General features: G+C 60.2%; 22 protein-coding genes. 12 read left to right on the plus strand and 10 right to left on the minus strand.

From position 1 onward, the window contains the following. Positions 1–3: 3 nt before the first annotated feature. Positions 4–903, minus strand: a complete 900-nt coding sequence (locus tag IPK32_20130; protein MBK8094207.1) for a LysR family transcriptional regulator — start codon at positions 901–903, stop codon at positions 4–6. 180 nt (positions 904–1083) lie between these two features. On the opposite strand from IPK32_20130, the gene IPK32_20135 reads away from it, so the two are divergent. The 7 genes from IPK32_20135 to IPK32_20165 all read left to right on the plus strand — a co-directional run bounded on the left by IPK32_20135 (position 1084) and on the right by IPK32_20165 (position 8622). Then, entirely contained in the window at positions 1084–2529 is a 1446-nt protein-coding gene (locus IPK32_20135) for an ATPase (GenBank protein ID MBK8094208.1), read from the plus strand. 168 nt (positions 2530–2697) lie between these two features. Next, complete coding sequence (locus IPK32_20140; GenBank protein ID MBK8094209.1) at positions 2698–3399, plus strand: pirin family protein; 702 nt, start codon at positions 2698–2700, stop codon at positions 3397–3399. A 44-nt stretch (positions 3400–3443) separates the two neighbouring features. Then, positions 3444–3833 carry a hypothetical protein gene (locus IPK32_20145; protein ID MBK8094210.1) on the plus strand — a complete coding sequence of 130 codons (390 nt, stop codon included), beginning with the start codon at positions 3444–3446 and terminating at the stop codon, positions 3831–3833. Between the two features lie 22 nt (positions 3834–3855). Further along, positions 3856–4752 carry a YceI family protein gene (locus IPK32_20150; GenBank protein MBK8094211.1) on the plus strand — a complete coding sequence of 299 codons (897 nt, stop codon included), beginning with the start codon at positions 3856–3858 and terminating at the stop codon, positions 4750–4752. 19 nt (positions 4753–4771) lie between these two features. After that, positions 4772–5839: an alkene reductase gene (locus IPK32_20155; protein MBK8094212.1), complete on the plus strand. Its 1068-nt coding sequence runs from the start codon at positions 4772–4774 to the stop codon at positions 5837–5839. Between the two features lie 120 nt (positions 5840–5959). Then, a complete protein-coding gene (locus IPK32_20160; GenBank protein ID MBK8094213.1) occupies positions 5960–7297 on the plus strand; it encodes a hypothetical protein in 1338 nt (445 codons plus the stop codon). A gap of 161 nt (positions 7298–7458) precedes the next feature. Continuing rightward, complete coding sequence (locus tag IPK32_20165; GenBank protein ID MBK8094214.1) at positions 7459–8622, plus strand: carboxypeptidase regulatory-like domain-containing protein; 1164 nt, start codon at positions 7459–7461, stop codon at positions 8620–8622. 112 nt (positions 8623–8734) lie between these two features. On the opposite strand, the gene IPK32_20170 is transcribed toward IPK32_20165, so the two are convergent. Continuing rightward, complete coding sequence (locus IPK32_20170; GenBank protein ID MBK8094215.1) at positions 8735–9133, minus strand: transposase; 399 nt, start codon at positions 9131–9133, stop codon at positions 8735–8737. Beyond that, a complete protein-coding gene (locus IPK32_20175) occupies positions 9126–9968 on the minus strand; it encodes a transposase (GenBank protein ID MBK8094216.1) in 843 nt (280 codons plus the stop codon). The genes IPK32_20170 and IPK32_20175 overlap by 8 nt, the downstream gene beginning before the upstream one ends. Positions 9969–10336: 368 nt before the next feature. On the opposite strand from IPK32_20175, the gene IPK32_20180 reads away from it, so the two are divergent. Further along, complete coding sequence (locus IPK32_20180; protein ID MBK8094217.1) at positions 10337–10852, plus strand: VOC family protein; 516 nt, start codon at positions 10337–10339, stop codon at positions 10850–10852. 29 nt (positions 10853–10881) lie between these two features. Here IPK32_20180 and IPK32_20185 read toward each other — a convergent pair whose 3' ends face one another. Together IPK32_20185 and IPK32_20190 are read right to left on the minus strand one after the other, a co-directional pair. Next, positions 10882–11979 carry a hypothetical protein gene (locus IPK32_20185; protein MBK8094218.1) on the minus strand — a complete coding sequence of 366 codons (1098 nt, stop codon included), beginning with the start codon at positions 11977–11979 and terminating at the stop codon, positions 10882–10884. A gap of 57 nt (positions 11980–12036) precedes the next feature. Next, positions 12037–13983 (minus strand): RecQ family ATP-dependent DNA helicase, encoded by a 1947-nt coding sequence (locus IPK32_20190; GenBank protein ID MBK8094219.1) that lies wholly within the window; start codon positions 13981–13983, stop codon positions 12037–12039. An 80-nt stretch (positions 13984–14063) separates the two neighbouring features. Between IPK32_20190 and IPK32_20195 the strand changes: the two genes are divergently transcribed. Genes IPK32_20195 through IPK32_20210 form a run of 4 tightly spaced genes read left to right on the plus strand, consistent with a single transcriptional unit; the run spans position 14064 to position 17600 of the window. Continuing rightward, positions 14064–14435, plus strand: coding sequence for a metallopeptidase family protein (locus IPK32_20195; GenBank protein MBK8094220.1), 372 nt, complete (start codon positions 14064–14066; stop codon positions 14433–14435). A 26-nt stretch (positions 14436–14461) separates the two neighbouring features. Then, a complete protein-coding gene (locus IPK32_20200) occupies positions 14462–14839 on the plus strand; it encodes a hypothetical protein (GenBank protein MBK8094221.1) in 378 nt (125 codons plus the stop codon). Positions 14840–14863: 24 nt separating this feature from the next. Then, positions 14864–15556, plus strand: a complete 693-nt coding sequence (locus IPK32_20205; GenBank protein MBK8094222.1) for a TrkA C-terminal domain-containing protein — start codon at positions 14864–14866, stop codon at positions 15554–15556. Between the two features lie 31 nt (positions 15557–15587). Beyond that, positions 15588–17600: an arylsulfatase gene (locus IPK32_20210; protein MBK8094223.1), complete on the plus strand. Its 2013-nt coding sequence runs from the start codon at positions 15588–15590 to the stop codon at positions 17598–17600. 10 nt (positions 17601–17610) lie between these two features. On the opposite strand, the gene IPK32_20215 is transcribed toward IPK32_20210, so the two are convergent. From IPK32_20215 to IPK32_20235, 5 genes are all read right to left on the minus strand, one after another. Continuing rightward, positions 17611–18867, minus strand: coding sequence for a serpin family protein (locus IPK32_20215; GenBank protein MBK8094224.1), 1257 nt, complete (start codon positions 18865–18867; stop codon positions 17611–17613). A gap of 255 nt (positions 18868–19122) precedes the next feature. Then, positions 19123–20607, minus strand: a complete 1485-nt coding sequence (gene lysS, locus IPK32_20220) for a lysine--tRNA ligase (GenBank protein ID MBK8094225.1) — start codon at positions 20605–20607, stop codon at positions 19123–19125. Positions 20608–20675: 68 nt separating this feature from the next. Then, a complete protein-coding gene (locus tag IPK32_20225; protein MBK8094226.1) occupies positions 20676–21578 on the minus strand; it encodes a PIG-L family deacetylase in 903 nt (300 codons plus the stop codon). Between the two features lie 37 nt (positions 21579–21615). Beyond that, positions 21616–22884 (minus strand): hypothetical protein, encoded by a 1269-nt coding sequence (locus IPK32_20230; GenBank protein MBK8094227.1) that lies wholly within the window; start codon positions 22882–22884, stop codon positions 21616–21618. Positions 22885–22938: 54 nt separating this feature from the next. Beyond that, the gene (locus tag IPK32_20235; GenBank protein ID MBK8094228.1) at positions 22939–23796 is read right to left on the minus strand and encodes a fumarylacetoacetate hydrolase family protein; all 858 of its coding nucleotides are present in this window, start codon (positions 23794–23796) and stop codon (positions 22939–22941) included. Positions 23797–23832 lie beyond the last annotated feature (36 nt).

Below are 23832 nucleotides of genomic sequence, written 5' to 3' on the forward strand. Positions count from 1 at the left end.
ACTTCACTCCGGCACCCTTGTCGCCCTTTCTGCGATCAGTTCCGCCAGTGTGGCCATTTCGGCGCTCGGTTTTGCCTTCGGTTGCACCAGAAGCAGTTCCGTCGTCGGCACAGGCGCAGTCAGCCTCACGAACGCCGCTCCTGAGTGCGGGATCTTTCGCGCATGCTCCGGCATCAAAGCGACACCATCACCCCCGGCGACTGCCGCCAGCATCAGCGAGAGTGAATCCACCTCACTCACGATCTGCGGCTCAAAACCCGCCGCGCCACAGATGCCGCGCAGGAATTCCCGTCTCCCAGGAAAAACCGCATCGCTGAGTGAAATCCATGATTCGCGGGCCAGTGCGGCCAGTTTGATCGTTTTCTTCTTTGCCAGCGCATGGTGCTCTGGCACCACGGCGGCCATCTTGTGCCACGAAAGCCGCCGCACGGCGAAAAGCTGCCGATCAGCCTCCTCGATATTGCCTAAGATCGCCGCGTCCAGCTCGTGACTGCGCAGTCGGTCGAGCTGCGCACGCGGCGGCAGCTCAAAGAGGCTCAGGCGGGCCTTTGGATGCCGCTGGCGGAACTCTCGCATCGCTGGAGCCACCAGATCATCGAGAAAGATCGAGAGAAAACCCAGCCGCAGCGTGCGTGGAGCATCGCCAAACTGCTCGCGGAGCTGCTGCGCGGAGGTTTCCGCATCGCAGATGATCTGGCGGGCCTTCGGCAGGAAAAAACGCCCCGCGTCCGTCAGCACGATGCGCTTCTTCACCCGATCAAACAGCGCCACTCCCAGCTCCGCCTCCAGTGCGGCGATTTGACGACTCAGCGCTGGCTGCGTGACATGCAGCCTCTGCGCCGCCCGCGAGATGCTCATGTCCTCCGCCGCAGCGGTGAAGTAGCGCAGTTGATGAAATTCCATGCAGTAGCCTACGCGGCCTGCCGAAGGACGAAACCAGAATGACGCATGTCGATTTCGTGCTCCCTTTTTCACGATTGAGAGAGCACCAAAACGACACCATGTCGATTTCGTGCTCTGTTTTATTCTCTAATTAGGAGCACCAAATTGACGAAATGTCGATTTCGTGCTCCCTTTGTCAGCATGCCTATCTTGTCTCCTTTCCATGGTCGCCAGTTCCTAGCGGACCAGTTTGAGCGTCTGTTTCGCAAGCCGAAAGCCTCCCTCGTCGTCGTACAGGGACGACGGCGCATCGGCAAGAGTGCCTTCGTCACACACTGCGGGCGGACGTTTGCGGATCACTTCATCAAGCTCGAGGGTCTCGGCCCGCGTGAAGGCATCAGTGCGGTGGAGCAACTCGCCGCCTTCGCGGAGCAGCTCGCCGCGCAGACAAAGGTGCCGCGTGTCACGCTCGAATCATGGCCGCAGGCCTTTCAGATGCTCGCTCAGGCGCTTCCGGCAAAAGGAAAGGTCGTGCTGCTGCTCGATGAAATTTCCTGGATGGCCACAGGCTCGACGGATTTCGCCGGGCATCTCAAAGTGGCGTGGGACAATCTTTTCAGCGTGCGAAACCACCTCGTCGTCGTGCTCTGCGGCTCCGTCTCCTCATGGATTGAGGCGAACCTGCTCAAAAGCGCTGGATTCGTCGGCCGCACGAGTTGGGTCTTCACCATGCCGCCGATGCCGCTGCCGGAGTGCGTGCCCTTTTGGCGAGCCAAAGCCCCGCGCATTCCCGTGCTGGAGAAAATCAAGACCCTCGCCGTCACTGGTGGCGTGCCACGTTACCTGGAGGAGATCGATCCTTCGCAGACAGCGGAACAAAACATCCATCGCCTCTGCTTTGACCCCGGCGGGCTGCTCTTCCGCGAGTTCGAGGATCTTTTCAGCAGCGTCTTCAACCGCCGCGCAGATCGCTACCGCGACATCTGCCGCGTTTTGAGCGGCCCCGCCCGCACCATGACCGAGATCACGAAGGAACTGCAAATCGGCCGCGGTGGCATCGTCACCGAGGCGCTCACCGAGCTAGAAAGCGCGGGCTTCATCACCTGCGACCTGCCTTTTTCACCTCTCGGCGGCACGGAGAAGCGCACCGCGAAGTATCGCCTCAGCGATAACTACAGCCGCTTTTACCTCCGCTACATCGAGCCTGAGAAAATGCGCATCCAGAAGGGCCTCTACCGCACGCGTGCGCTCGAAACGCTGCCACAGTGGGACACTATCATGGGCCTCCAGTTTGAAAACCTCGTCATCAGCAACCGCGACGCCCTCCTGCGCCACATCGAGCTCGCCAACACACCCATCCTCAACGCCGGGCCGTATTTCCAAGCCAAAACGCTACGCACCGAGGCCTGCCAGATCGACATGCTGCTGCGCACGAAGAAGTCGCTCTACGTCATCGAGATCAAGCTGCGGGAAAAGATCACCCACGACTGCATCACCGCCGTGCAGGAAAAAATCCGCAAACTGAAGCTCCCCAAAGGCACGCCCTGCCGCAGCGTCCTCGTCTATCAGGGCCAGCTCGATCCCAGCATCCCCGACGAGGACTTCTTCGACTACCTCGTGCCGTTTGAGAAGCTGTTTGAGGCGTGAGACTTCATTACCTCCCGGCATGAACTTCCTTCCGCATCGGCATTGGCTGAAGGCACGGTGATACGGAAGTATCGTGGTGTTATGAAATCCAAACGACGCCAGTTCATCGCTCAGGCAGCGCTCGCGCTTCCACTCGCGGGCTGTGTGTCTCCTAACCATTCGCAAACCATGAAACTCACCCTTCGCAAATCCGACGAACGCGGCCACGCCAACCACGGCTGGCTCGACAGCTATCACACCTTCTCTTTCGCTGATTACTATGATCCGGCGCACATGGGCTTCCGCAGCCTGCGGGTGATCAATCAGGACGTCATTGCTCCTGGAGCTGGTTTCCCCACGCATCCGCACCGGGACATGGAGATCTTTAGCTACATCCTCTGGGGTGCGCTGGCGCACAAAGACAGCATGGGCAATGGTCGCACGCTAGAGCCAGGCCAGATCCAGCTCATGAGCGCAGGCAAAGGTGTGACTCACAGCGAGTTCAACCCCTCGAAGACGGAAGGTGCCTCGCTGCTGCAAATCTGGATTCGTCCCCGCGAAGCGGGCTTGAAGCCGAGCTACACCGAGTGGCATCCGAAGCCCGAACACGACAGCGCGGAAAAGGTGCTCGTCATCTCGCCCGATGGCCGGGAAGGCTCGGCCACCATCCATCAAGATGCGGACATCTACCGCGTGCGCCTCGCCGCTGGTAAATCCACCACGCATGAAGTCAAAGCTGGACACGGAGCCTGGTTCCAGCTCATCAAAGGCAGCGTCACCCTCAACGACACCACCCTCAACCCCGGTGATGCCGCTAGTACCGACGACTCCGGCACGTTGACGCTCACCGCCAGCGAAGACGCCGAAGCCCTTCTCTTCGACCTCGCCTAAACACTCCCCCAAATCGTAAATCAGAAATCCTAAGTCATAAAACCATGAAACACGCACCCACCCTCGCCTCCATCCTCCTCGGTCTCGCCTTCATCACCTTTGGCGCGAACTTCTTCCTGAACTTCATCCCGATGCCTGCCGATCCATCTCCGGCCGATGCACCGCACAAGCTCTTCATGGCCGCGATGTTCCCCACCGGCTACCTCGCCTTCGTGAAGGTGCTGGAGATCCTCGGCGGCCTGCTCGTCGCTCTGCCAAAAACTCGTAACATCGGCCTCCTCGTGCTCGGGCCGATCATCGTGAACATCGTCGCCTTCCACGTCTTCCTCACCAAAGGCGCCGGCCTCACCGATCCGCCCATCCTCGTCATCGGCGTCCTCTCCGCCTTCCTCCTCTTCACGGAGCGCAAAGCTTGGCTCGGCCTCGTGAAGTGATCCATCACACCACCTCATCGCCATGACTGCCCACGAATTCCAAACCCTCCTCGCCTCCGCGAACGCGCCGTTGCTCGTGCAGGTGCTGCCGGAGGAGGTCTTCGCCGCGAAGCGCATTCCCGGCTCAAAGCAGGCTTGTGTGTATGAGGTGGCCTTCTTTGATCAAATCGCCGCTCTCACCACTGACAAAGCCCGCGCCATCATCGTGTATGGCGCGGGCAGCGGCTCGCTCGATGCCAAGGTGGCGGCTGAAAAGCTCAGGGCGGCTGGTTTTACGAACGTGACGGCTTTCGAAGGCGGTCTCGATGCGTGGAGTGCCGCCGGATTGCCGCTGGAAGGCGAGGGCGCATTGCCCGCCGCGCCTTCACTCAGCGGCACCTTCCATGCGGACACGGAGCAAAGCCTCATCCGCTGGACCGGGCGCAATCTCTTCAACCATCACAGCGGCACCGTGCGCCTCGCCGAGGGCGAGATCACGCTGCGCGACAACGCGCTCGTGGCCGCCCGCTTCCGCATCGCGATGGACAGCATCGCCTGCGAGGACATCAGCGACTCCGCGATGAACCAAATGCTCATCGCCCATCTACACAGCGATGACTTCTTCGATGTCGCGCAACATCCCGTGGCCGAGTTCATCGCAGAAAGCATCACGCCCCTCGCCACCTGCACCGACGGCACGCCGAATCACCTCCTGCGCGGCCAGTTCAGCCTGCGCGGGATCACCCGCGAGATCGAGTTCCCCATCCTCGTCGCCACCGCCGATGGCCAGCGCCTCACAGCACAGGGCGTGCTCGATCTCGACCGCACCCAGTTCGGCAGCGTCTATGGCTCCGGCCGACTCTTCCGCTTCCTCGGCAAACACATCGTCAACGACCACATCCACCTGCACATCAAGCTCCACGCCGACCTGAAATCATAAATCAAAAATCGTAAATCCCATGCAGCTCCTCTCCCCACTCACCGCCGGCGCTTTCCAGCTCAAAAACCGCGTCCTCATGGCCCCGCTCACGCGTTGCCGTGCCGATGCCGATCACAATCCCACACCGCTCATGGCGGAATACTACGCGCAGCGTGCCAGCGCCGGTTTGATCATCGCAGAGGCCACCATGGTCATGGAGGGCAATTCATCCTTCTGGATGGAACCCGGCATCTACTCCGACGCTCAAGTGAAAGGCTGGAAAGCCGTCACCGATGCCGTGCACGCCAAAGGTGGTCAAATTGTGCTCCAGCTCTGGCACGGCGGTCGTGCCTGCCATCCGCTGCTCAATGGCGGAGCCCAACCCGTCGCCCCGAGCGCCATTCCGATCACCGGCGATGAAGTCCACACGCCCGAAGGCAAGAAACCCTACGTCACGCCTCGCGAACTCCGCGACGACGAAATCCCTGGCATCGTCGCCGGTTTCAAAAAGGCTGCCGAAAATGCCAAAGCGGCCGGTTTTGACGGCGTCGAGGTCCACGGAGCCAATGGCTACCTGCTCGACGAATTCCTCCGCGACGGTGCCAACAAGCGCAGCGGCCCCTACGGCGGCTCCATCGAGAATCGCGCTCGTTTGATGCTCGAAGTGCTCGATGCCGTCATCAGCGTCTGGGGCGCGGATCGCGTCGGATTGCGCATCTCGCCGCTCAACAGCTACAACAGCATGATCGACAGCGATCCCGTCGGCGTCACCACCTACATCGCTCAGCAATGCTCCACGCGCGGCATCGCCTACCTGCACCTGATGCGTGCCGATTTCTTCCAAGCTCAGCAAGGCGATGTCATGACGCCTGCCCGCCTGCACTTCAAAGGCACGCTCATCAGCAACATGGGCTACACCGCCGACGAGGCCGAACAAGCCATCACCGAGGGCAAGCTCGACGCCGTCGCCTTTGGCACCAGCTTCCTCGCCAATCCTGATCTGCCCGCCCGCATCGCTGCGAAGGCTCCGCTCAATGCGCCGAACCCCGCACGGTTCTACTCCCCCGGCCCTGAGGGCTACACCGACTATCCCGTGATTGCCGCGTAGATTCGATTGGGAATCGAATCATTGGATTGAAGGCCTGGGGTGGGTCGGATGCGAGTGACACTCGAATCTACGCAAGCTTTTCCGATGACACATGCCATGCCGTTCCACTAAACTCACGGCATGAAATCCATCTTCGCTTTCATCTTCGTCGTCGGCTTTGGCGTGCTTAGCTCACAGGGCGCTGCACCGTTACCCATCGAATGCACAGTGCTCTCCCCGAAAGACGAGCCCGTGGCAGGCGCGGAGGTGACGTTCATCCTGCGGCCAAACTACAACCAAGAAGCGGAGAAGGACGAAATACTCGCCACAGGCAGCACAGACGCGGCAGGTGTCTTTCGCATGACACTGCCGGATCGTGCGGTGGAAGCGATGAAATACGGCACGGTGCTCGCTTCAAAGACTGACGTGGGCATCGGAGGCGTTGCGGCCGCTTTTGTGAGGCCGGATGGCAAGCTGGCAAAGCTGAGCGTGAAGCTCTTTCCGGCAGCGGAGTGCCGCGTACGGCTGCTGCGGCCGGATGGCAGCCCGGCGGCGGGTGTGAAGCTGCGGGTGGATCAATGCACGATGCCTGAGGACAGTCGCGGCTTTATGTACACAGCGAATTATCTGCTGCCAAACCTGCCGGAGATCGGCTGGCGGGGCATCACTGATCATGAAGGCCGCTACGTGATCCCGAACCTGCCGAGCGGGGCCTTTTTGTATCTGCGACATGATGCTGAGGACATGGCACAGCTCCCAGGTCGCTACATGGGGCACTTCAAAGATGCTCCGCGAGCACTCGGCGAGGAGAGTGAGCACCGACTCGTCGCGGCGGGCAGTTTGCGTGGCCGCATCTCGTTGCCGGATGGCACGCCGGTGAAAGGCGGGGCCGTTTATCTGCTGGAGGAGCATCCGTATGTCACAGCCTATGGTGAGCAGCTCCGCGTCGATGCGGAGGGCCGGTTTCAGTTCCGCCAGGTGCCACCGTCGAGCTATAAGGTCTCTTATCGTGGCCCCGAAAAAGACGAGGCACGCTGGATCGGCGACACGCTCCCTCAGCAGCCCGTGCAGGCGGGTAAAACAACGGATGTGGGCGACTTGAAGCTCTCTCCCACGGCCGTAGTGACGGCCCGGGTGCTCGATGCGGAGACCGGCAAGGAGATCGAGAAGCCGATCTTGTTTCATCTCAAAGCGGGCACTCATCAATTGTACTACCGCTCGCAGCGTGTCGTGCCAGCCACGCATCTCCCGCCTGGGCGGGATGACGCTCTCTCGGTACAAGTGGCCGCAGGTGAGCAAAAGAGCGTCGAGTTCCGACTGAAGCCGCAAAAAGCGGAAAACTTGGCCCGCGGCATCGTGCTCGATGAAGCAGGAAAACCTGCCGCTGGTGCCTTGGTGCAGTTGCTCGGCGATGACGATTTTTCGTTTCCATCTATTTGCGATGACGAGGTAGAGCAACAAAAGGCCTCGCCGTGCTAGCCTGGAGTGAAAAGGCCATCTCGGAGGTCGTGGAATTGAAACGTGGCGGTAGCGTGACGCTTTCCCTGCAAAGCCAGGGACTCGCCGCGATCCGAGGTGTCATTTGCGATGAACAAGGCAAGCCAATCAAGGGGGCTACATTCCAATTCAGCTGCGATAGTTTGGACTCCATCCCGAGCGGCCCGCTCCAGGGGTTTCGGCAAGTCGAAGCGGATGGGCGCTTCTCCGTGCCGGTGATCCCGCGCTCCGTTAAAGAGGTGACGATGTTTGCCTATGCAGATGGCTACGCTTCCGCCTCTTTGCGTGACCATTCGTTGAAGCCCGGCGAAACCTTTGAATGGAACCCCGTGCTGAAAACGACGAGCGAATTCGTCGAAGGCACCGTGGTGGATAAAAAGGGAGCCGCCGTGGCAGGTGCAGAAATCCGCATCTCCGGCGACGGACAGCCAACGAATGTGAAACTCACCCGCACCGATGCCCAAGGCCGCTTCCGCATCGACAAACTGGCCGCAGGCCCGGTGCGTGTGACCGCGAAGCAAAAGACGCCTGATTTCAGCCGCGACACCTGGATCGACGCCAAAGCCCCGCAGAGTGATCTGCGCCTCGTTTTGCCGGACGCCGAGGGCAAAGTCTCCGGCGTCGTGCTCGATCACACAGGCAAGCCCGTCGCTGGCGCAGAAGTGCAATCCTATTCACGCGACAGAAAGACCGTGACGGACAAAACGGGATATTTTGACCTCAGTGGACTCGAATTCGGCTGGTTTAGTCTCGACGTGAAATCGCGGCTACCGGACGGCACGCGGCTCGAAAAAGACTTCCGCGCCAAAACGGGCATGATGCAGCTCAAACTGACACTCCCCGCCACAGCAGATGACTCACGCTATACTTCTGCGGCATCCATTGACCTCACGGGCAAGCCTGCGCCAGAAATTCACGTCGCCACCTGGATTCATACCGAGCCGCTAGCGGCCAAAGCGGGCGGGAAAGTGCGCATCCTAGACTTTTGGGGCATGGAGTGCGCCCCGTGCCTCGCGGGCTTTCCGAAGCTGCAAAAGTTTTGGCAGGAGCATCAGCAGGACGGTATCGAACTCCTCGCCCTCAGCTCCGGTTTTTATCCCGAGCAAGAAGTGCGAGAGTATTTGAAGCGTCATCCCGATCTCCATTTCCCCATGGCCATCGGTCACACCGAAGAAAAAGATGCTGAGGCCTATCAAGTGCGCGGCATCCCGACCTACGTCGTCATCGGCAAAGACGGCCGCATCCTCTCCAGCGGCCATGATTGGGAGAAAGCTTCCTCCACCGCGCTAAAAGCGGCGAAACCGTGAGTCGATTAGATTGTGAATCGAATCCGATTAATCCCGGATTATGCAATTGAGTAAGCGAACGGCGGTGGGCGAGCCTCGATTTGGCGGAAGATAGCGTCCATCCAGGGACGTTTTAGCCAGGCAGTGAGAGCTTGAGCACTCGCTTTCGAGCGTGTTGTCTGACCCAACCGCCTATTGCAAAGCAATAGGATCGCAGCGTCGCCAAGGTGGCTTGATTGTGACTGTTGAGTCCAAAATGCCGGAACAGACTCATCAGATTATAGGCTACCATGATGAAGCGGAACGAGGCCTCCGTCGCCCAAAAGTCCTGCAGGCAGAACGCGTCGAGGCCGAAGTCTTGCTTCAACTCTTTGATCCTGTTCTCGCAGTCGGCCCGAGTGTTGTAGATGTTCCATATCTGATCGAGCGGCAGGTCGAGATTGGTCACATACAGGCTAAAGCGGTAGTCGGGCAGGTCGTCGAAGAGCAGCTTGCCTCCGGCCTGTGGACGGCGACTGATCTGCTTACGCACCACAATGTGCCGACGCGCCTTGGCCTTCGAATCGGCTGGCTGATGCCGCCACTCTTTGACTGCGATGCCAGGGCAGATTTCCACCCAGTCCTTCATGCCGTGGACCTCGTTCTTGATGTTGGAGTAGGCCCGCGCGGCGATGATATTTGAGGCTGCGCTCTTCCAACGCGCTCAGGATTTCGTCAGTATAAAAACCGCTGTCGCCACGCACGAGGCCCACCTTCACTCCCGCGAGCGCCTCATCGAAAGTCTCGCGCATGAACTCGACGCAATTGGAGCACGCTGCCGTGTTGCCCGGGCGCAGCCACGCATTGGCCACCATCCGTGTCTGACTGATGAAGGCCATGAGCGGATGGTGCGAGTTGCGCCCTTTGCGGTTGGGGTTGTAGCCCCTGGCAGCGCCTTCCTGGCTGCCATCGCGCGTGATGACCGTGCTGTCGAAGTCCACCGTCACTGCTCCCACGTTGATTTGCGCAAAGAACCACTTCTGTAAGGCTGGGAACACCACCGTGTTGCGCGCATGAGAGAACTTGCCGAAGAACCGGCTGTAGGTGCTTTGGCTTGGCAGGCTCTCATAGCCAAAAATGGCTGCAAGCGTTTGATCCTGGCGCAACCAATCGCAGTGGATGTAGCGGCTAGCCCCCGTCCAGATGCCAAGCCAAAAGCTTTCAATGATCTGCACCGGATCATACGCTCGATTCGACCCGCCTTGAGGCAGATCCAAGGTGGCCAGATGTTCGCGGATACCAGTCTGATCCACAAAACGCTTCATCAACGCCATGCCGCCAAAGGGCGTCACAGGCTTGTCGGAGTATTCAATCGGTAGATTCACCATCACGGTGATTCTGCCACACGCGTCAATCCCTCGTAGTAACACCCCTTCGCTTCACTCCAGCTACTCTATTGCATTATCCAGGTTAATGCCCGATACCTGCATCAGCGTCTGGGGCGCGGACCGCGCCGACCTGCGCATCTGGCCGCTGAACAGCTACAACAGCATGCTCGACAGCGATCCTGTCGGCCTCAAGGGGCTCTGAACGAAGGAGAAAACCTCATCATGAAGCGACGAAAATGGACTCTCTCGAATATTTCGAATTTCACTTCGTGGACAACTTCCATTCCCCTTTTTAGGCTCAGTTCGCCGAACCCCGCGCGGTTCTACTCCCCCGGCCCCGAAGGCTACACCGACTATCCAGCGATGCCATGAGCACACCCATCCATCCCGGCGTCCGCATCGGCCACGTTCACTTGAAAGTGGCCGATCTCGAGCGCTCGCTCGCCTTTTACTGCGGCGTGCTCGGCTTTCAGCTCACGCAGCGCTACGGACCCGGAGCGGCCTTCGTCTCTGCGGGCGGCTACCATCACCACATCGGCCTGAACACCTGGGAAAGCCGTGGTGGCAAAGCCCCGCCGCCCGGCAACACCGGTCTCTACCACGCCGCCATCCTCTACCCGGACCGCGCATCACTCGCCGATGCCCTGCGCCGCCTCATCGAGCATCAAATCCCGCTCGATGGAGCCGCCGATCACGGCGTCAGCGAAGCCCTCTACCTCCAAGACCCCGACGGCAACGGCCTCGAACTTTATGTGGACCGCGATCCCGCCGACTGGCCGCGTAACTCAAAAGGTGAACTCGAAATGACCACTGGGCCGCTCAATCTGGAGGCGCTGGCCCTTGTAGGTATCAGCGGTAGATCACTTCAGACGAGTGGCGAGTAGGATAGGGCTGCGTTTAAATCAAAAGGGCCTCATTTCGCGGCGATGATGGCGGTGCCGGTGGCATCGCAGATGCGGAGCTGGAATTCCCACTCGACGGTCCAGGACTCGGTTTGCTCGTTTTGGCAGCATTTCACCAGTAGGGTGTTTTTGCCCTTCTTGAGCTGACAGGGCAACTTGTATTGATCGAGCTTGGCACCACGGTGGTACTCATCACGGGCGAAGAGGAGCTCACCATTGAGCCAGACTTTCCAGCCGTTTTTGCAGCCGATGCGGATTTCTGCGGCGCGGTCTTCGCTGCTCATGAAATCCGTCGCGGCATAGCCTACGGCGCTCTTTTCCATGCCAAAGGGCTTGTTGAAGTCGATCTTGCCGTACTCGTCCTTGCTGGTGAAGTCGATCCACTTGGCCGGTTTGCTTTTGCCTTCGTAGCTGGCGTCGTATTTCAGCTCCTTTTCCGGCGGATACACGGTGTCATAACCAGCACGGTCCGCGTTGCTGAAGGCGGCGATGAGCTTCCAGTTCATCAAAAAGCCGAAGTGGGCTGGTAGATCGACTTTTTCACCGAGATCGCGGAGTTTTTTGCTCAGGTCTTTGATCTGGTCTTCATCGCGTGCGGCCTTCAGGGCCTTGGAATACATCTCTGCGGCGAGTTTTTTGTCACTAAGGGCTTCTCCAGCCGCGATGAGCTTTTTCACGGGATGGCGGCGCAGCTCGGAGCTCACATCTTCCAGCAGCATGGGCGTGAGTTTTTCTGCCTCCGCCGCATCGGCACGCTGGATGAGGTCAAAGGCCAGTGTGCGGGCTCCGGGGCTGTTTTTGGTGTCCTTCAAAAAAGTCACCAGCACGCCGACATCGAGTTTCTTGGCCTCCAGCGCTCGATCCGCGATGACGCCGACGGCTGCACGCAGCCAGTTTTCCGCCAATGGATTGGCGCCATTCATCCCAGCGAGCACGCTGGGTAGATCGGCGGAATCAGCTTTCACGATGTCCTGCCAAGCTTTTGCAGCAGCTTCATTTCCCTGACCTTCACGCTGCACCGCACGGATGGCGTCGATGGAAGATGGAAGCTCCGCGCTGTGGGCAGATGCAGCGGATGCGATGATGAAGAGGGCGAGGAGCGGTTTCATGGAGGGAGCATGGAAGCAGTGAATGCGGGGGATAACAAGCCGACAGCGAGCACACTTTCACCGGCCCATGGATTCTGTCTGCGCTAGCACATCGGCAAAGGGGATGCGCTCTAGCAGCCCAAAGCTGTCATGCCTGCCGAGGCGTTCGCGACTGGTAGCGGGACTGGTGAGGCCACAGAGGAAGCGGGCGAGCTGCCGTGCGGTGCGCAGGGAGGCGTGGCGCTCATTTTGTAGCTCGCGGATGGCGGCGACGTGCTCGGTGGTGATGGGTGGCGCGGGGCTTTGCGGGATTTCACGCGGTGCGTCGGCTTGCTGGCCTTTTTCGCGCTCTTTGCAGCTCGTGCAGATGCCACAGTCCTCTGGCATTTCTTCGCCGAAGTAGTGGAGCAGCCATTTTGTGAGGCAGCCACGATGCTGGGCAAACTCCAGCACCTGATGCAGCCGCTCCACATCGCGCCGCTCGCGGTCGGCGAAGAGGTTTTGCATCTTCAGCGTGAGCTCTTTGGCGTCGCGGCGGTGGGCATCTTCGGCCAGGCGGTACTTCTGGCGGCTGCCGCTCGGTTTCATCTCGATGTCACCACTTTCCTGGAGCCAGGTGAGTGCTTTGAGGATGCGCTCGCGTGGTTCCTCCAGCGCAGCGGCGGCTTCGTCTGGATTGAGGGTGATCCACTTCGTGCCGCGCTTCCCCGCGCCGAAAAGGCGGCGCAAAAAGGCCTGCCGCTCCGCTTTATGGCCGCTGAGGATGCGCTGCTCCGGCTGGAGAAAGCGGAACTGGTAGCTGGCGTAAAAGGAGCCGAGTGGGCGCAGCACACCATCGAGCTCCAGATTCGTGATGACTGTCTCGATGACCAGCGGGCGGATGTCGGTGGCGTGTGAGAGATCGTACATCGACACATCGAACTCCGTGCCACTGAGGAGCAGGTGATCGAGCAGTTGGCGGATGGCCTGTGGCGTGGGTGTGTCACCAAAGGTGAAATTTTCCAGCGTGATGCAGTCATCTGCACAGGCGAGCAGCTCGCAGGCGGAGGTTTTGCCATCGCGTCCGGCGCGGCCTGTTTCCTGGGCGTAGTTTTCCAGCGTCTTGGGCAGGTTGTAATGATAAACGGCGCGGGTGTCTGCCTTGTCGATGCCCATGCCAAAGGCGATGGTCGCGACGATGACATCCGTCTTTCCGCTCATGAAGGCATCCTGCGCCGCGTGGCGATGCTCGTCTGCGAGGCCAGCGTGATAGGCGAGCGCATTGACACCGCTCTTCTGCAAATGCGTGGCGACGTGCTCGGCGGTGTTTTGCAGCGTCACATAGACGATGGAGGGCACCTTGCGCTTCAGCAGCAGCGCGGTGAGTTTTGGCAACCGCTGCGCCGCTGTGCAGGGCGTGACGCGATAATGCAGATTCGCCCTGCGGAAGGAGGTCTGCACATGATCCGCCTGTGCGATGGAAAATGCCGTGCGGATGTCTGCCGCCACGGAGGGAGTCGCGGTGGCGGTGAGGGCCAAAACAGGCCTGATGCCCAGCTCGCGGGCCACATGGGCCAAGCGCAGGTATTCCGGCCGGAAATTATGCCCCCACTCGGAGATGCAGTGCGCTTCATCGACCGCCATCATCGAAATGCGCAGGCGTTTGAGCCGCTCGACGAAGTTTTCATTCATGAGCCGCTCCGGGGCGATGTAGAGCAGCTTCAGCGTGCCATTGCGCATGCCATCAAAGACCTCCGCAGCCTCATCCTGGCTCAAAGAGGAATCCAGCCGTGCAGCGGCGATGCCGCGTGCCTTCAGCGCCTGCACTTGGTCCTTCATCAGAGCGATGAGTGGTGAGATGACCAGCGTCACACCATCCATGAGCAGTGCGGGAAGCTGATAGCAGAGTGATTTTCCAGCGCTTGTCGGGAACAGCGCCAGCGCACTGCGCCCGGCTAGCAGAGCCTCCATGACCTGCTGCTGCCCAGGGCGGAAATCCGCATGACCAAAATACTGGCGGAGGGTGGCGTGGAGGTCGTGTGGCATGTGTGTGCAGATAGTGGACCGCCTACTCCCACACGCAAGAAACGCCGTGCAGCCTGCATGAATCTGCCCATGTCACGAGCATGACCATTGCCCGCCTGGAATCCATCGCATCACGCATCGTGCGGGATACGCTCACGAGTCTGCCGCCTGTGATCCGGCAGGAGGCGGATGCATGCCGCATCGACCTGGTGGACATGGCGGAGGCACTCGATGCCGAAGACGACCTCGATCCAGATCTGCTCGGCCTCTTTGAGGGGAATGCACGCTGCGATCCCCTGCCTGCCGCGCCAAATGAGATGCCGCGCATCCGCCTTTTCCTCGATAACTTATGGGACGAAAGCGAGGGCCACCTGGAAACCTTTCGCGAAGAGGTGCGCATCACTCTGCTGCATGAGCTAGGGCACTATCTCGGGCTCGATGAGGCACAAGTCGCGGCGCTGGGGCTTGCTTGAGCGGGCTTGCGCTTCACCTTCATGGCATGAGACACGCTGCTGCCGTCCTCCTCACTCTCCTACTCCTCACCGCATGTGAAAAACCGCCTGCTGAGGTCGCCTTCACCGATGCGAACATCGAGATGCTCGATGACGGTAAAACTGCCCGCTACAAATCACGTCCCTACACCGGCATGATCCGCCGCACACACAGCAACGGCAAAGCTGCTGGCGAATACCCCTACATCAACGGCAAGATGCATGGAGTGATGAAGGAATGGTGGGACAACGGCCAACCCAGCGCGGAAACGAATTTCGCCAACGGCCAGCGCCACGGCCTGAACCGCTACTGGGACATGAAGGGCAAGCTCACCAAAGAGCAAATGTACGATCACGACGTCTCCGTGAGTGAAAAACACTTCTAACCCAGCGCAGCTCCACCTTCCCTCATGGCCCCCATCATTGCCCTACTCGTCATCGCGCTCATTTCACTGCTCGCGGTGCGTGTAGGCTCCACCGCGCTGATGATGACGGGACTGAGCTGGGATACGGCCAGCTTTCAGAGCTACTCCGCATTCTTCGGCGTCGGATTCACCACCAAGGAGGCCGAGATGGTGGTCAATCACCCCGTGCGCCGCCGCATCATCCGTGATCTCATTCTCGCGGGCAACATCGGCCTCACCTCCGCGCTAGCCACTCTCATCGTCACGCTGGTGCAAAGTGGCTCTCAGGGCGATACACTCCAGATGCTGGCGTGGCTGATCGGTGGCCTGCTAGCTCTCTATCTCATCGCACGCATGGGCTGGGTGCAGAAGGCGCTCGATCACGTCATCCGCCACACCCTCGAGCGTGCGGGCATCGTGCGGGTGCTCGATTACGAGCTGCTGCTGCGCATCCAGCACGGCTATGTCGTCTCCGAGATCGAGGTGCTGCCAGACACCTGCCTCGCCGGCCGCATGCTCAGTGAGACACGCCCCTGGGATAAAGGTGTCGTCATCCTCGCGATCAAGCGTGAAGGGCAGACTCGGCATGGCATCCCTGGTCGTGAGGACATGATCCTCCCCGGCGATGTACTTACTGCCTACGGCAAAGAGGACCATCTCCGCGCCATGACGGAATGTAGGACCAAAAAAGAGGCGTGAGATGCTGCCGGTGCAGCTCGTTCTCCGCCGCATGTCTCGCTTTTTCGCCCTCTGCCTCGCACTCACTTCATCGCTGCTCGCTGCCGAGCGGCCAAACGTCGTCATCATCCTCAGTGACGATCTCGGCTGGGGCAGTGTGGGCTGCTACGGTGCCGACCCAGCGCTCGTCAGCACGCCAAACATCGACCGCCTCGCCAAAGAGGGCCGCCGCTTCACGGATGCGAACACGACCTCCTCCGTCTGCTCACCCACACGCTACGCACTCATGACGGGTCGCTACTGCTGGCGCACCTCCTTGATCAGCGAGGTGCTGGGCACCACCGCGCCACTGCACATCGAGACCACGCGACTCACCATAGCCTCCCTGCTCAAAAACCAGGGCTACACCAGCGCCGCCATCGGCAAGTGGCATCTCGGCTACGGCACCGCAGAGAAGTGTGATTACACCCAGGAGCTCAAGCCCGGCCCACTGGAAATCGGCTTCGATTACCACTTCGGCGTCCCGGCCAATCACGGTGATCTCAGCGGCGTCTATGTCGAGGATCACTGGGTTTATGGCTTGGACAAACAAAGCCCCTCCTCGCCTAGCCCGCCTTACATCACCATGGGCCAACAAAAGGGCAAAAGCGTCAAAACACTCGATCTCAATGCCCCCAAGCGAGTCGATGAAAACGTCATGGAAACCCTCACCGACAAGCTGGTGGATTGGATCGGCCAACAGAGCACGGAGAAGCCCTTTTTCGTCTATTTCACCCCCGTCGCCGTGCACAATCCCATCACGCCTTCCAAGCAAGCAGCGGGCAAAAGCAAAGGCGGGCCGTTTTGTGACTTCATCGGCGATTTAGACCTCAGTGTCGGCCGTGTACTCGATGCGCTCGATCAACGAGGCCTCACGCAAAACACCCTCGTCCTCTTCAGCAGCGACAACGGCGGCGTGAACAAGCCAGAGAACGCCAACCTCGTGCAAACCGATGCGCAGAAAGCCGGATTGAAGCCCGTGGGCCCCTTCCGTGGTGGGAAGCATGATGTGTGGGAGGGCGGCTTCCGCGTGCCCTACCTCATCCGCTGGCCCGGCCACATCCCCGCAGGCACCATCTGCGATGAGACCATCAGCATCGTCGATACACTCGCCAGCATCGCCGCTATCACTGGTGCATCCTTGCCAAAAGCCAGCGAAGCCGCCGAAGACAGCCATGATGTCTCCAAGGCCTGGCTCGCAGCCCCGCATCCCACACCCATCCGCCCCGATGTCATCGTCCACAGCGCCGATGGCAACTTCGCCATCCGCAAAGGCAGCCACAAATGGATCGAAGGCATCCCCGCAGATGACATACGGCCCGCAGCCAAAAAAGCCCACGCCATCCAGTTCAAACCCCAGCTCTACGACCTGCAAAAAGACATCGCCGAAGCGACCGAAATCTCCGCCCAGCATCCCGCCATCGCCCAAGAGCTCGCCACCCTGCTCCAGCGCTATCGCGACGGCGGCTACAGCCGCGAGATGCCACCAGCCGACGTGAAGCCCAAGCCACGCATCCCCGAGCTCCCACCACTCGCCCACGCCGAGCCCATCGACATCAGCTCCTACAAAGGCAAAGGCTGGACTCCCCGCGAAGGAGCCCTATTTGGCAAAGCAGACACCAAAGGAGCCACCCTCACCGTCCCTACCACCTTCACAGACGGCGTGATCGAGTTCCAGATCCTCCTCGGCGACGCCGATCGGCACTCCTTGCGCATCCACACCGCAGGAAATGCCCACAGCTTCCGCATCGTGCTCTCACACGCTCAGCTCGACATCGCCATCAATCCGCCCGCCAAAGACCAAGACACCATCCAGCTCGCCAAACAGCGAGTGAAGTTCAAATCCAGCGACTGGCAGACCTTGCGCCTCACCTTCCACGGCGAAGAACTCACCGCCCAATTTGTCGGCACAACGCTAAAAGCCAAGCACCCCATCCTCGCCGCCGCCAAAGCCCAGCTCAACTTCATCGCCTTCGAAGGCGAAGTCGGCCTGCGAAACGCCCGCATCAGCCCCTCAGCTCCCTGATCCGATCTGCTCAGCTCGGATCACTCACTCGACCGAAAAAGAGGCACGCACCACTCGCTGCATGCTGGATGGCAAAGAGGAACGGACGGTCGGCTTTGAGTTCGATGGGTTTTGGCTTCTCCATGGGTGCTGCTGACACAACCATCATCACCACTGCGGTCGCTGCGGCGGCCTCGGTGCCTTTTTCATCGAGTTCGATGAAGGTCTTGTGGAAGACCTCGGAGATGCAGAGGTAGTCGTCCGTCTTCTTGGGAGCCATCGCGTCGAAATCCGCACTTCCTGTCGGTTTGTCGAAAGCGGTCGTCATGCCCATCTTTTGCAACACCTCGCCCAGCGGCACCGTGGGCGGGGTGATCTTGAATTTCGGCAGATGCAGGATCACCTCGCGATACTCGGCTTTCGCGCAGGCCAGCAGCGTTTCCGGCGTTAACTTCTTCTCCACGGCTGACACGCCGTTGATGTCATCTGGCACGATGAGCAGGAAATGCAGGTCATTGCCCGCATACGGCAGCGTCACCGCTTGGAAGCCGCTTCCGTTCAAATACTGAATGTGCTGCTGTTTGCCCATCGTCGGCACTTGGATCGTCGATTTGGCTCCATTCGCGTGAAACGGCATCGGAGCCGTCGCCTGCTCGTTGAAGTCATCTGACCAAGCCGCTTTGAAATAGAGCGCATTCACCAAAACGAGCCGCGTATCCGCACTGAGGCCTCGTTGGGGGATCAAGTCGCGAATCCGCTTCTGCGTCTGCTTTTCCACCCAGCCATTGATCTCCCGCCGCGAACCATCGTGGTCCTTGATGAAGTTCATGAGCTCCATCGGTGCTCCAAAGTGGCTCTTCACGCCCGAAAGGAACGCTGGGCGGAATTCATAGCCCTTTTGGCCGAAAAGCCGATTCGCCACACTCAGCTTCAGCGCCTCCGCAGGCCCGCCATACTTCTTCGACTGCTCCACCTCCTTCGCCGAATTCTCCCGCGCCTCTTCCAAAGCCTTATTCAGCGCCGCAAACGACTCTCCGATCGCTGCTTTGTCCTTTGGCAAATGCAGCACCCGCGCCATCTCCTCCTGCGTCACACCACTCGCCCCGAGATACGTCATCCCCAGCGCCGACTGGATCGAGTACGGCGAAAGACACACATTCCCCTCCTTTGGCATCTGCCGGTGCAGATCGAGCCCGAGAGCATTGACGGCCTGAGCGGCCGTTTCAGGTGTGGCAGCGGAGGCAGAGACGGCGAGTGACGACAACAGGGCGAAGGTGAGGCGCTTCATGGCCTCATTTTGTCAGAACACGCGGGTGACGACCAGTTGATTCTAGACTGTGTTTGAAAACCACCTGGGGCACTCGAATGTTGCGTCAGCACGGTAGCCATCTCGCTCCGACGAGATGAGCTGGACGCTTCTCAAAGCCCCCAGTTTACGAGTAAGCGGAAGCCAACATGCTCGTGAGAGTCGTTTGCTCATCTCGCGGAGCGAGATGGCCACTTTGCTTCGCCTGATCGAAGCTGGCACGTTTTCAGACACAGCCTAGTCCTTCCGCTTCAACTGCGGGAAGAGGATCACGTCACGGATGCTTTCGGCGCCAGTGAGCATCATGATAAGGCGGTCGATGCCGATGCCGATGCCACCGGCGGGCGGCATGCCGTGCTCGAGGGCGAGGATGAACTCCTCGTCGATCTTTTGCGTCTCCTCACCGGCCTGGTGCTCCAGGCGTTCACGCTGGACGATGGGGTTGTTCAGCTCGGAGTAACCGGGGCTGATCTCCTGGCCGTTGATGACGAGCTCATAGACATCGACGATGCTGTCATCGTCGGCGTTTTGCTTCGCCAAAGGCACGAGTTCCTTCGGGCAATGGGTGACGTAAAGCGGATCGAACTGCTTCGCCTCGATGAGGCGCTCGAAGACATGCTGCGTGACCTCGTAGTCTTCGAAGTTCGCTCCGATCTCGACGCCGAGTTCCTTGGCGCGGGCTTTGCGCTCCTCGGGCGTGTAGTCATACCATTTCGGGTCGATGCTTTTGAGCAGATCGGTGTAGCGAGCACGCTTCCACGGGCGGGCGAGGTTGATGGTCTTGGTGACATTGCCTTCTTCGTCCTTGTGCTCGATCTTGAGGCCGCCGCAGAAGTTTTCGGCGAGATGGCAGATCATGCCTTCGACGAGGTCGGCCATCTTTTCGAAGTCGGCGTAGGCCCAGTAGGCCTCCAGCATGGTGAACTCCGGATTGTGACGGCGGCTGAGGCCTTCGTTGCGGAAGTTGCGGTTCAATTCGAAGATCTGCGTGAAGCCGGCCACGAGCAGGCGCTTCAAATACAGCTCCGGCGCGATGCGCAGGAACATCGGCTGGTTCAGCGCATGGAAGAAAGTCTCGAAGGGCTTTGCGGCCGCGCCGCCGGGCACGTCCTGCATCATCGGCGTCTCGACTTCCATGAAGCCGCGCTCCTGCATGTAATTGCGGATGGCGGCGACCATCTTGCTGCGCGTGACGAAGATCTCGCGGCTGCGGTCATTGGAAATGAGATCGAGGTAGCGCTGGCGGTATTTGATCTCCTTGTCGGCAACGCCGTGCCACTTGTCCGGCAGCGGACGCAGCGCCTTGGACAGCGGCGTGAGCTTCTTGATGTGGATGGATTTCTCCCCGCGCTTGGTGATGAAGGTGAAACCTTCCACGCCGACGAAGTCGCCGATGTCCACGAGGCCTGTGAACTGAGCGTAGGCCTCATCACCCACGTCGGACTTGCTCAAGTAGCACTGCATGCGCCCGGAGATGTCGCCAAGGTCAAAGAAGGTGGCCTTCCCCATCTCGCGACGGCTCAAAATGCGGCCCGCAACGCTCACGGTGAGGTTTTCCTCGAACGCAGCCTTCAGCGCCCCTGGCTGATGCGTAGTGTCAAAACGACCGCCAAAGGCATCCACACCCGCTTTGACCAAATCGTCGAGTTTGGTGCGACGGATGGCGAGGAGTTCGGACTCAGAATGTTCGGGGGCGGCTGGCGGTGGCGTGTTCGGCTGCATGATGGGGGCGTGCATTTAGCCATGTAGGCGTGTATTGCCACTGCAAATGCCGCTTTGGCACCTGGCGGTCACTTCTCATCATAAAACGGAAACAGCGTCTTGATCTCCTCCAGGGACGGGCGGCGGCCGTATTCGCAGATTTCGAAGGTTTCGGCGTATTTCACGGCTTTGCCTTTTTCGGGGCCGTAGAGCTTGATGAGGAGGTCGCGGTATTTGTCGGCTTCGCTGCCTTGGCGGGCACCCCAGCGGCGTTTGAGCCAGGCGCGGCGTGCGGCCTCGTCGCTGGCGGGTGGGACGTTTTTGACATGCTCTTCGGAGCCATTGGCACCGCCTTCGTAGTGCTGGGAGGTGAGCTCGTGGATGCCATCGAGTTTTTGGTCAAAGGAGTCGTCCACACTGACGGCGATGTCTGGGGTGAAGGGATAGGGTTTTTGGAAGCCATCGCTGGAGTAGAGGAAAACGGGGTTCTTTTTCAGCGGTGGCACATCTGGCACGATGAAGGGGACTGTGACCATGAAGGCGGCGTCCTGGATGAGCACGCCGACGTAGCGATGGTCAGGATGATAATCCCAGGGCCGGTGGGCGATGACGATGTCTGCACGCCACTCGCGGATGACGCGGGTGATGAGCTTGCGGTTCTCCAGCGTGGGCAAAAGCTCGCCATCATGGATGTCGAGCACCTGGGAGGTGACGCCGAGTTTTTTCGCGCAGGCGGCAGCTTCTGCCGCGCGGCGCTGGGCGAGCGGGCCGCCAGCTTCCTTCCAGTGACCGATGTCGCCATTGGTGACGGAGACGAGTTTCACATGGTGCCCCTGCCGCGCCCATTTCACCGCAGTGCCAGCGGTTTTATACTCGGCGTCATCGGGGTGGGCTCCAAAGACGATGATGCGGAGCTTTCCATCGCTCTCCTGGGCGTGGAGCAGCGTGGGGACGAGGCTGAGGGTGAGTGCGGTGAGTAGGGTGCGGATCATGGCAGCCTCTCACTACGCCCTGCGCGGTGGATGTCGTTCAGCGGGTGGCTCGGAGGCGGAGAAAGGCCTTTTCCGTGCCAGGGACGGCGATGGTGATGCTGCCATCGGGCTGCGGGTGGATCTCGCTGGCGGGGAGATCGGTCCAGGTGTGTAGATCGGCGGATTTTTGGGGTGTGAGGCTGCCCCATTCGCTGAAGACGGTGCGTAGGCGGTAGTTCATGGTCAGGGCTCCATTTTGAAAAGTGGGCTGCGGCATGCTGGCGGCATGGGTGACGCCTTCCAGGGCGAACTCGATCAGATTCGGCACGCCGTCCTGGTCGGCATCGCCAGTGAGGGTGCCGCTGGTGCCCTGGGAGGCCATCCATTCGTGAAATGGGATGTCGGGGTCGAGTCCGAGCACCTGGGTGATGAGCTCATCATCCGTGAGTGAAGGGATCGGTGTCGCCGAATAGCTGGCCTGAAAGGCTGCAACGATGAGCTGGGCGATGCGTGCATGCGCGGAGGTGATGGGATGAAAGCCATCGCCGCTAAAGACATACCGCGTGCGGGAGTCTGCATCTGCGACGCGGTAGAACTCGATGCCGCCGATGCGGTAGGGCTGGGTGATGATGGCGCGGGTGAATTCATACACGCCGGGGACAAAGCCGATGCCCTGCTGCGTGGCCCAGGTGGCGAGGCTGGCATTCAGTGCATCCATGGCGGCGGTGACGCGTGCGGTTTTCACGGCATCGGTGGGGTAGCCTTGCTGGATCTTCGGTGTGCAGCCCACATGCGGCACGCTGACGAGCACGATGGGGATGCTGGGCTTCAGCGCCCGCACCCAGGAGACGAGCCATTGCAGATTCGCCAAAGTGGGAGCTGTGACCTCTGGGCCGACGAAGCCATTGTAGAGGCCCGCGTAGTAACTATCTGCGTCATTGCCACCGGCGAAGATGACGACTCGCTCGACATCGTAGCGGATGTGATTTTTGAGCGAGCTGACCCACCATTGGTTGAGCAGGCTGGTGAGCATGGACTTGATCTCTGCCGTGGTGGCGCCGGGCATGGCCCAGTTATGCGCATGGCCGGTGAGGCGGATGTCGGCATAGGCATCCCAGGTGCCGGTGTCGAACCAGTCGGTGCGGTGCTGGTGCAGGATCTCGATCCAATTCCGCGCCTGCCATGCGGCGGGGTTTTGGGGGAAGAGGCCGGGGAATTCCGCCTCGTATTCTTTGCTGAGGCTGTCACCGAGCACGAGGCACTGCTCCGCCCGCAACGCTGGGGCGCAGAGGAGTAGAGTCAGGGTGCAGAGGAGGTGACGCAGCATGGCGGGGCCCTTTCAGACGCAGGATGCGCAGAAAAGTTCACCCCGCCTGCGCTTTCACTTCCAGGCCACGGCGGTCTGCTTCTGCTCTCCGAGGCCTTCCACGCCAAGCTCGACGACGTCGCCAGCCTTGAGAAAGAGCGGATCGGGCTTGAAGCCGAGCCCCACGCCTGGAGGTGTGCCGGTGGTGATGACATCGCCAGGGAGCAGCGTCATGAACTGGCTGAGGTAGCTCACGAGCTTCTTCACGCCGAAGATCATCTGCGCGGTGCTGCTATTCTGGATGGTCTTGCCATTGAGCTTCAGCCAGAGTTTCAAATTCTGCGGATCAGCGACTTCATCGCGTGTGGCGAGGAAGGGGCCGATGGGGGCAAAGGTGTCACAGCTCTTGCCTTTGACCCACTGGCCGCCGCGCTCCAGCTGCCACTCGCGCTCGCTGTAGTCATTATGCACGGCGTATCCGGCGACGTGGCTCATGGCGTCTTCTTCGCTGACGTAGCTGGCTTTTTTGCCGATGACAAAGGCCAGCTCCACTTCCCAGTCGGTCTTCTTGGAGTTCTTGGGGATCACCACATCATCATTCGGGCCGACGATGGCGCTGGTGGCCTTGAAAAAGACGATGGGCTCTGCCGGGATGGGCATGCCGCTCTCTTTGGCGTGATCGACGTAGTTCAGACCGATGCAGATGAGCTTGCTGGGCCGTGCGATGCAGGGCCCGAGGCGGACATCGGCACCCACGCTCGGAGCACTCGCGGCGTTCGCCTTTGCCCACGCGGCGAGGCGCTCCAGTCCATCGCCACCGAAGAAGGCTTCATCATAGTCGCTGCCAAAGCTGCTGGCGTCGATGCGGCGGCCATCGTCGAGTTGCAGGCCGGGTTTTTCTTCTCCTGGGTTGCCGAAGCGGATGAGTTTCATGGTGTTTTTTGTGCGTTGTTCCTGGTTCTTGGTTCT

It is taken from the genome of Verrucomicrobiaceae bacterium, from assembly GCA_016713035.1.
Classification (GTDB): Bacteria; Verrucomicrobiota; Verrucomicrobiia; order Verrucomicrobiales; family Verrucomicrobiaceae; genus Prosthecobacter.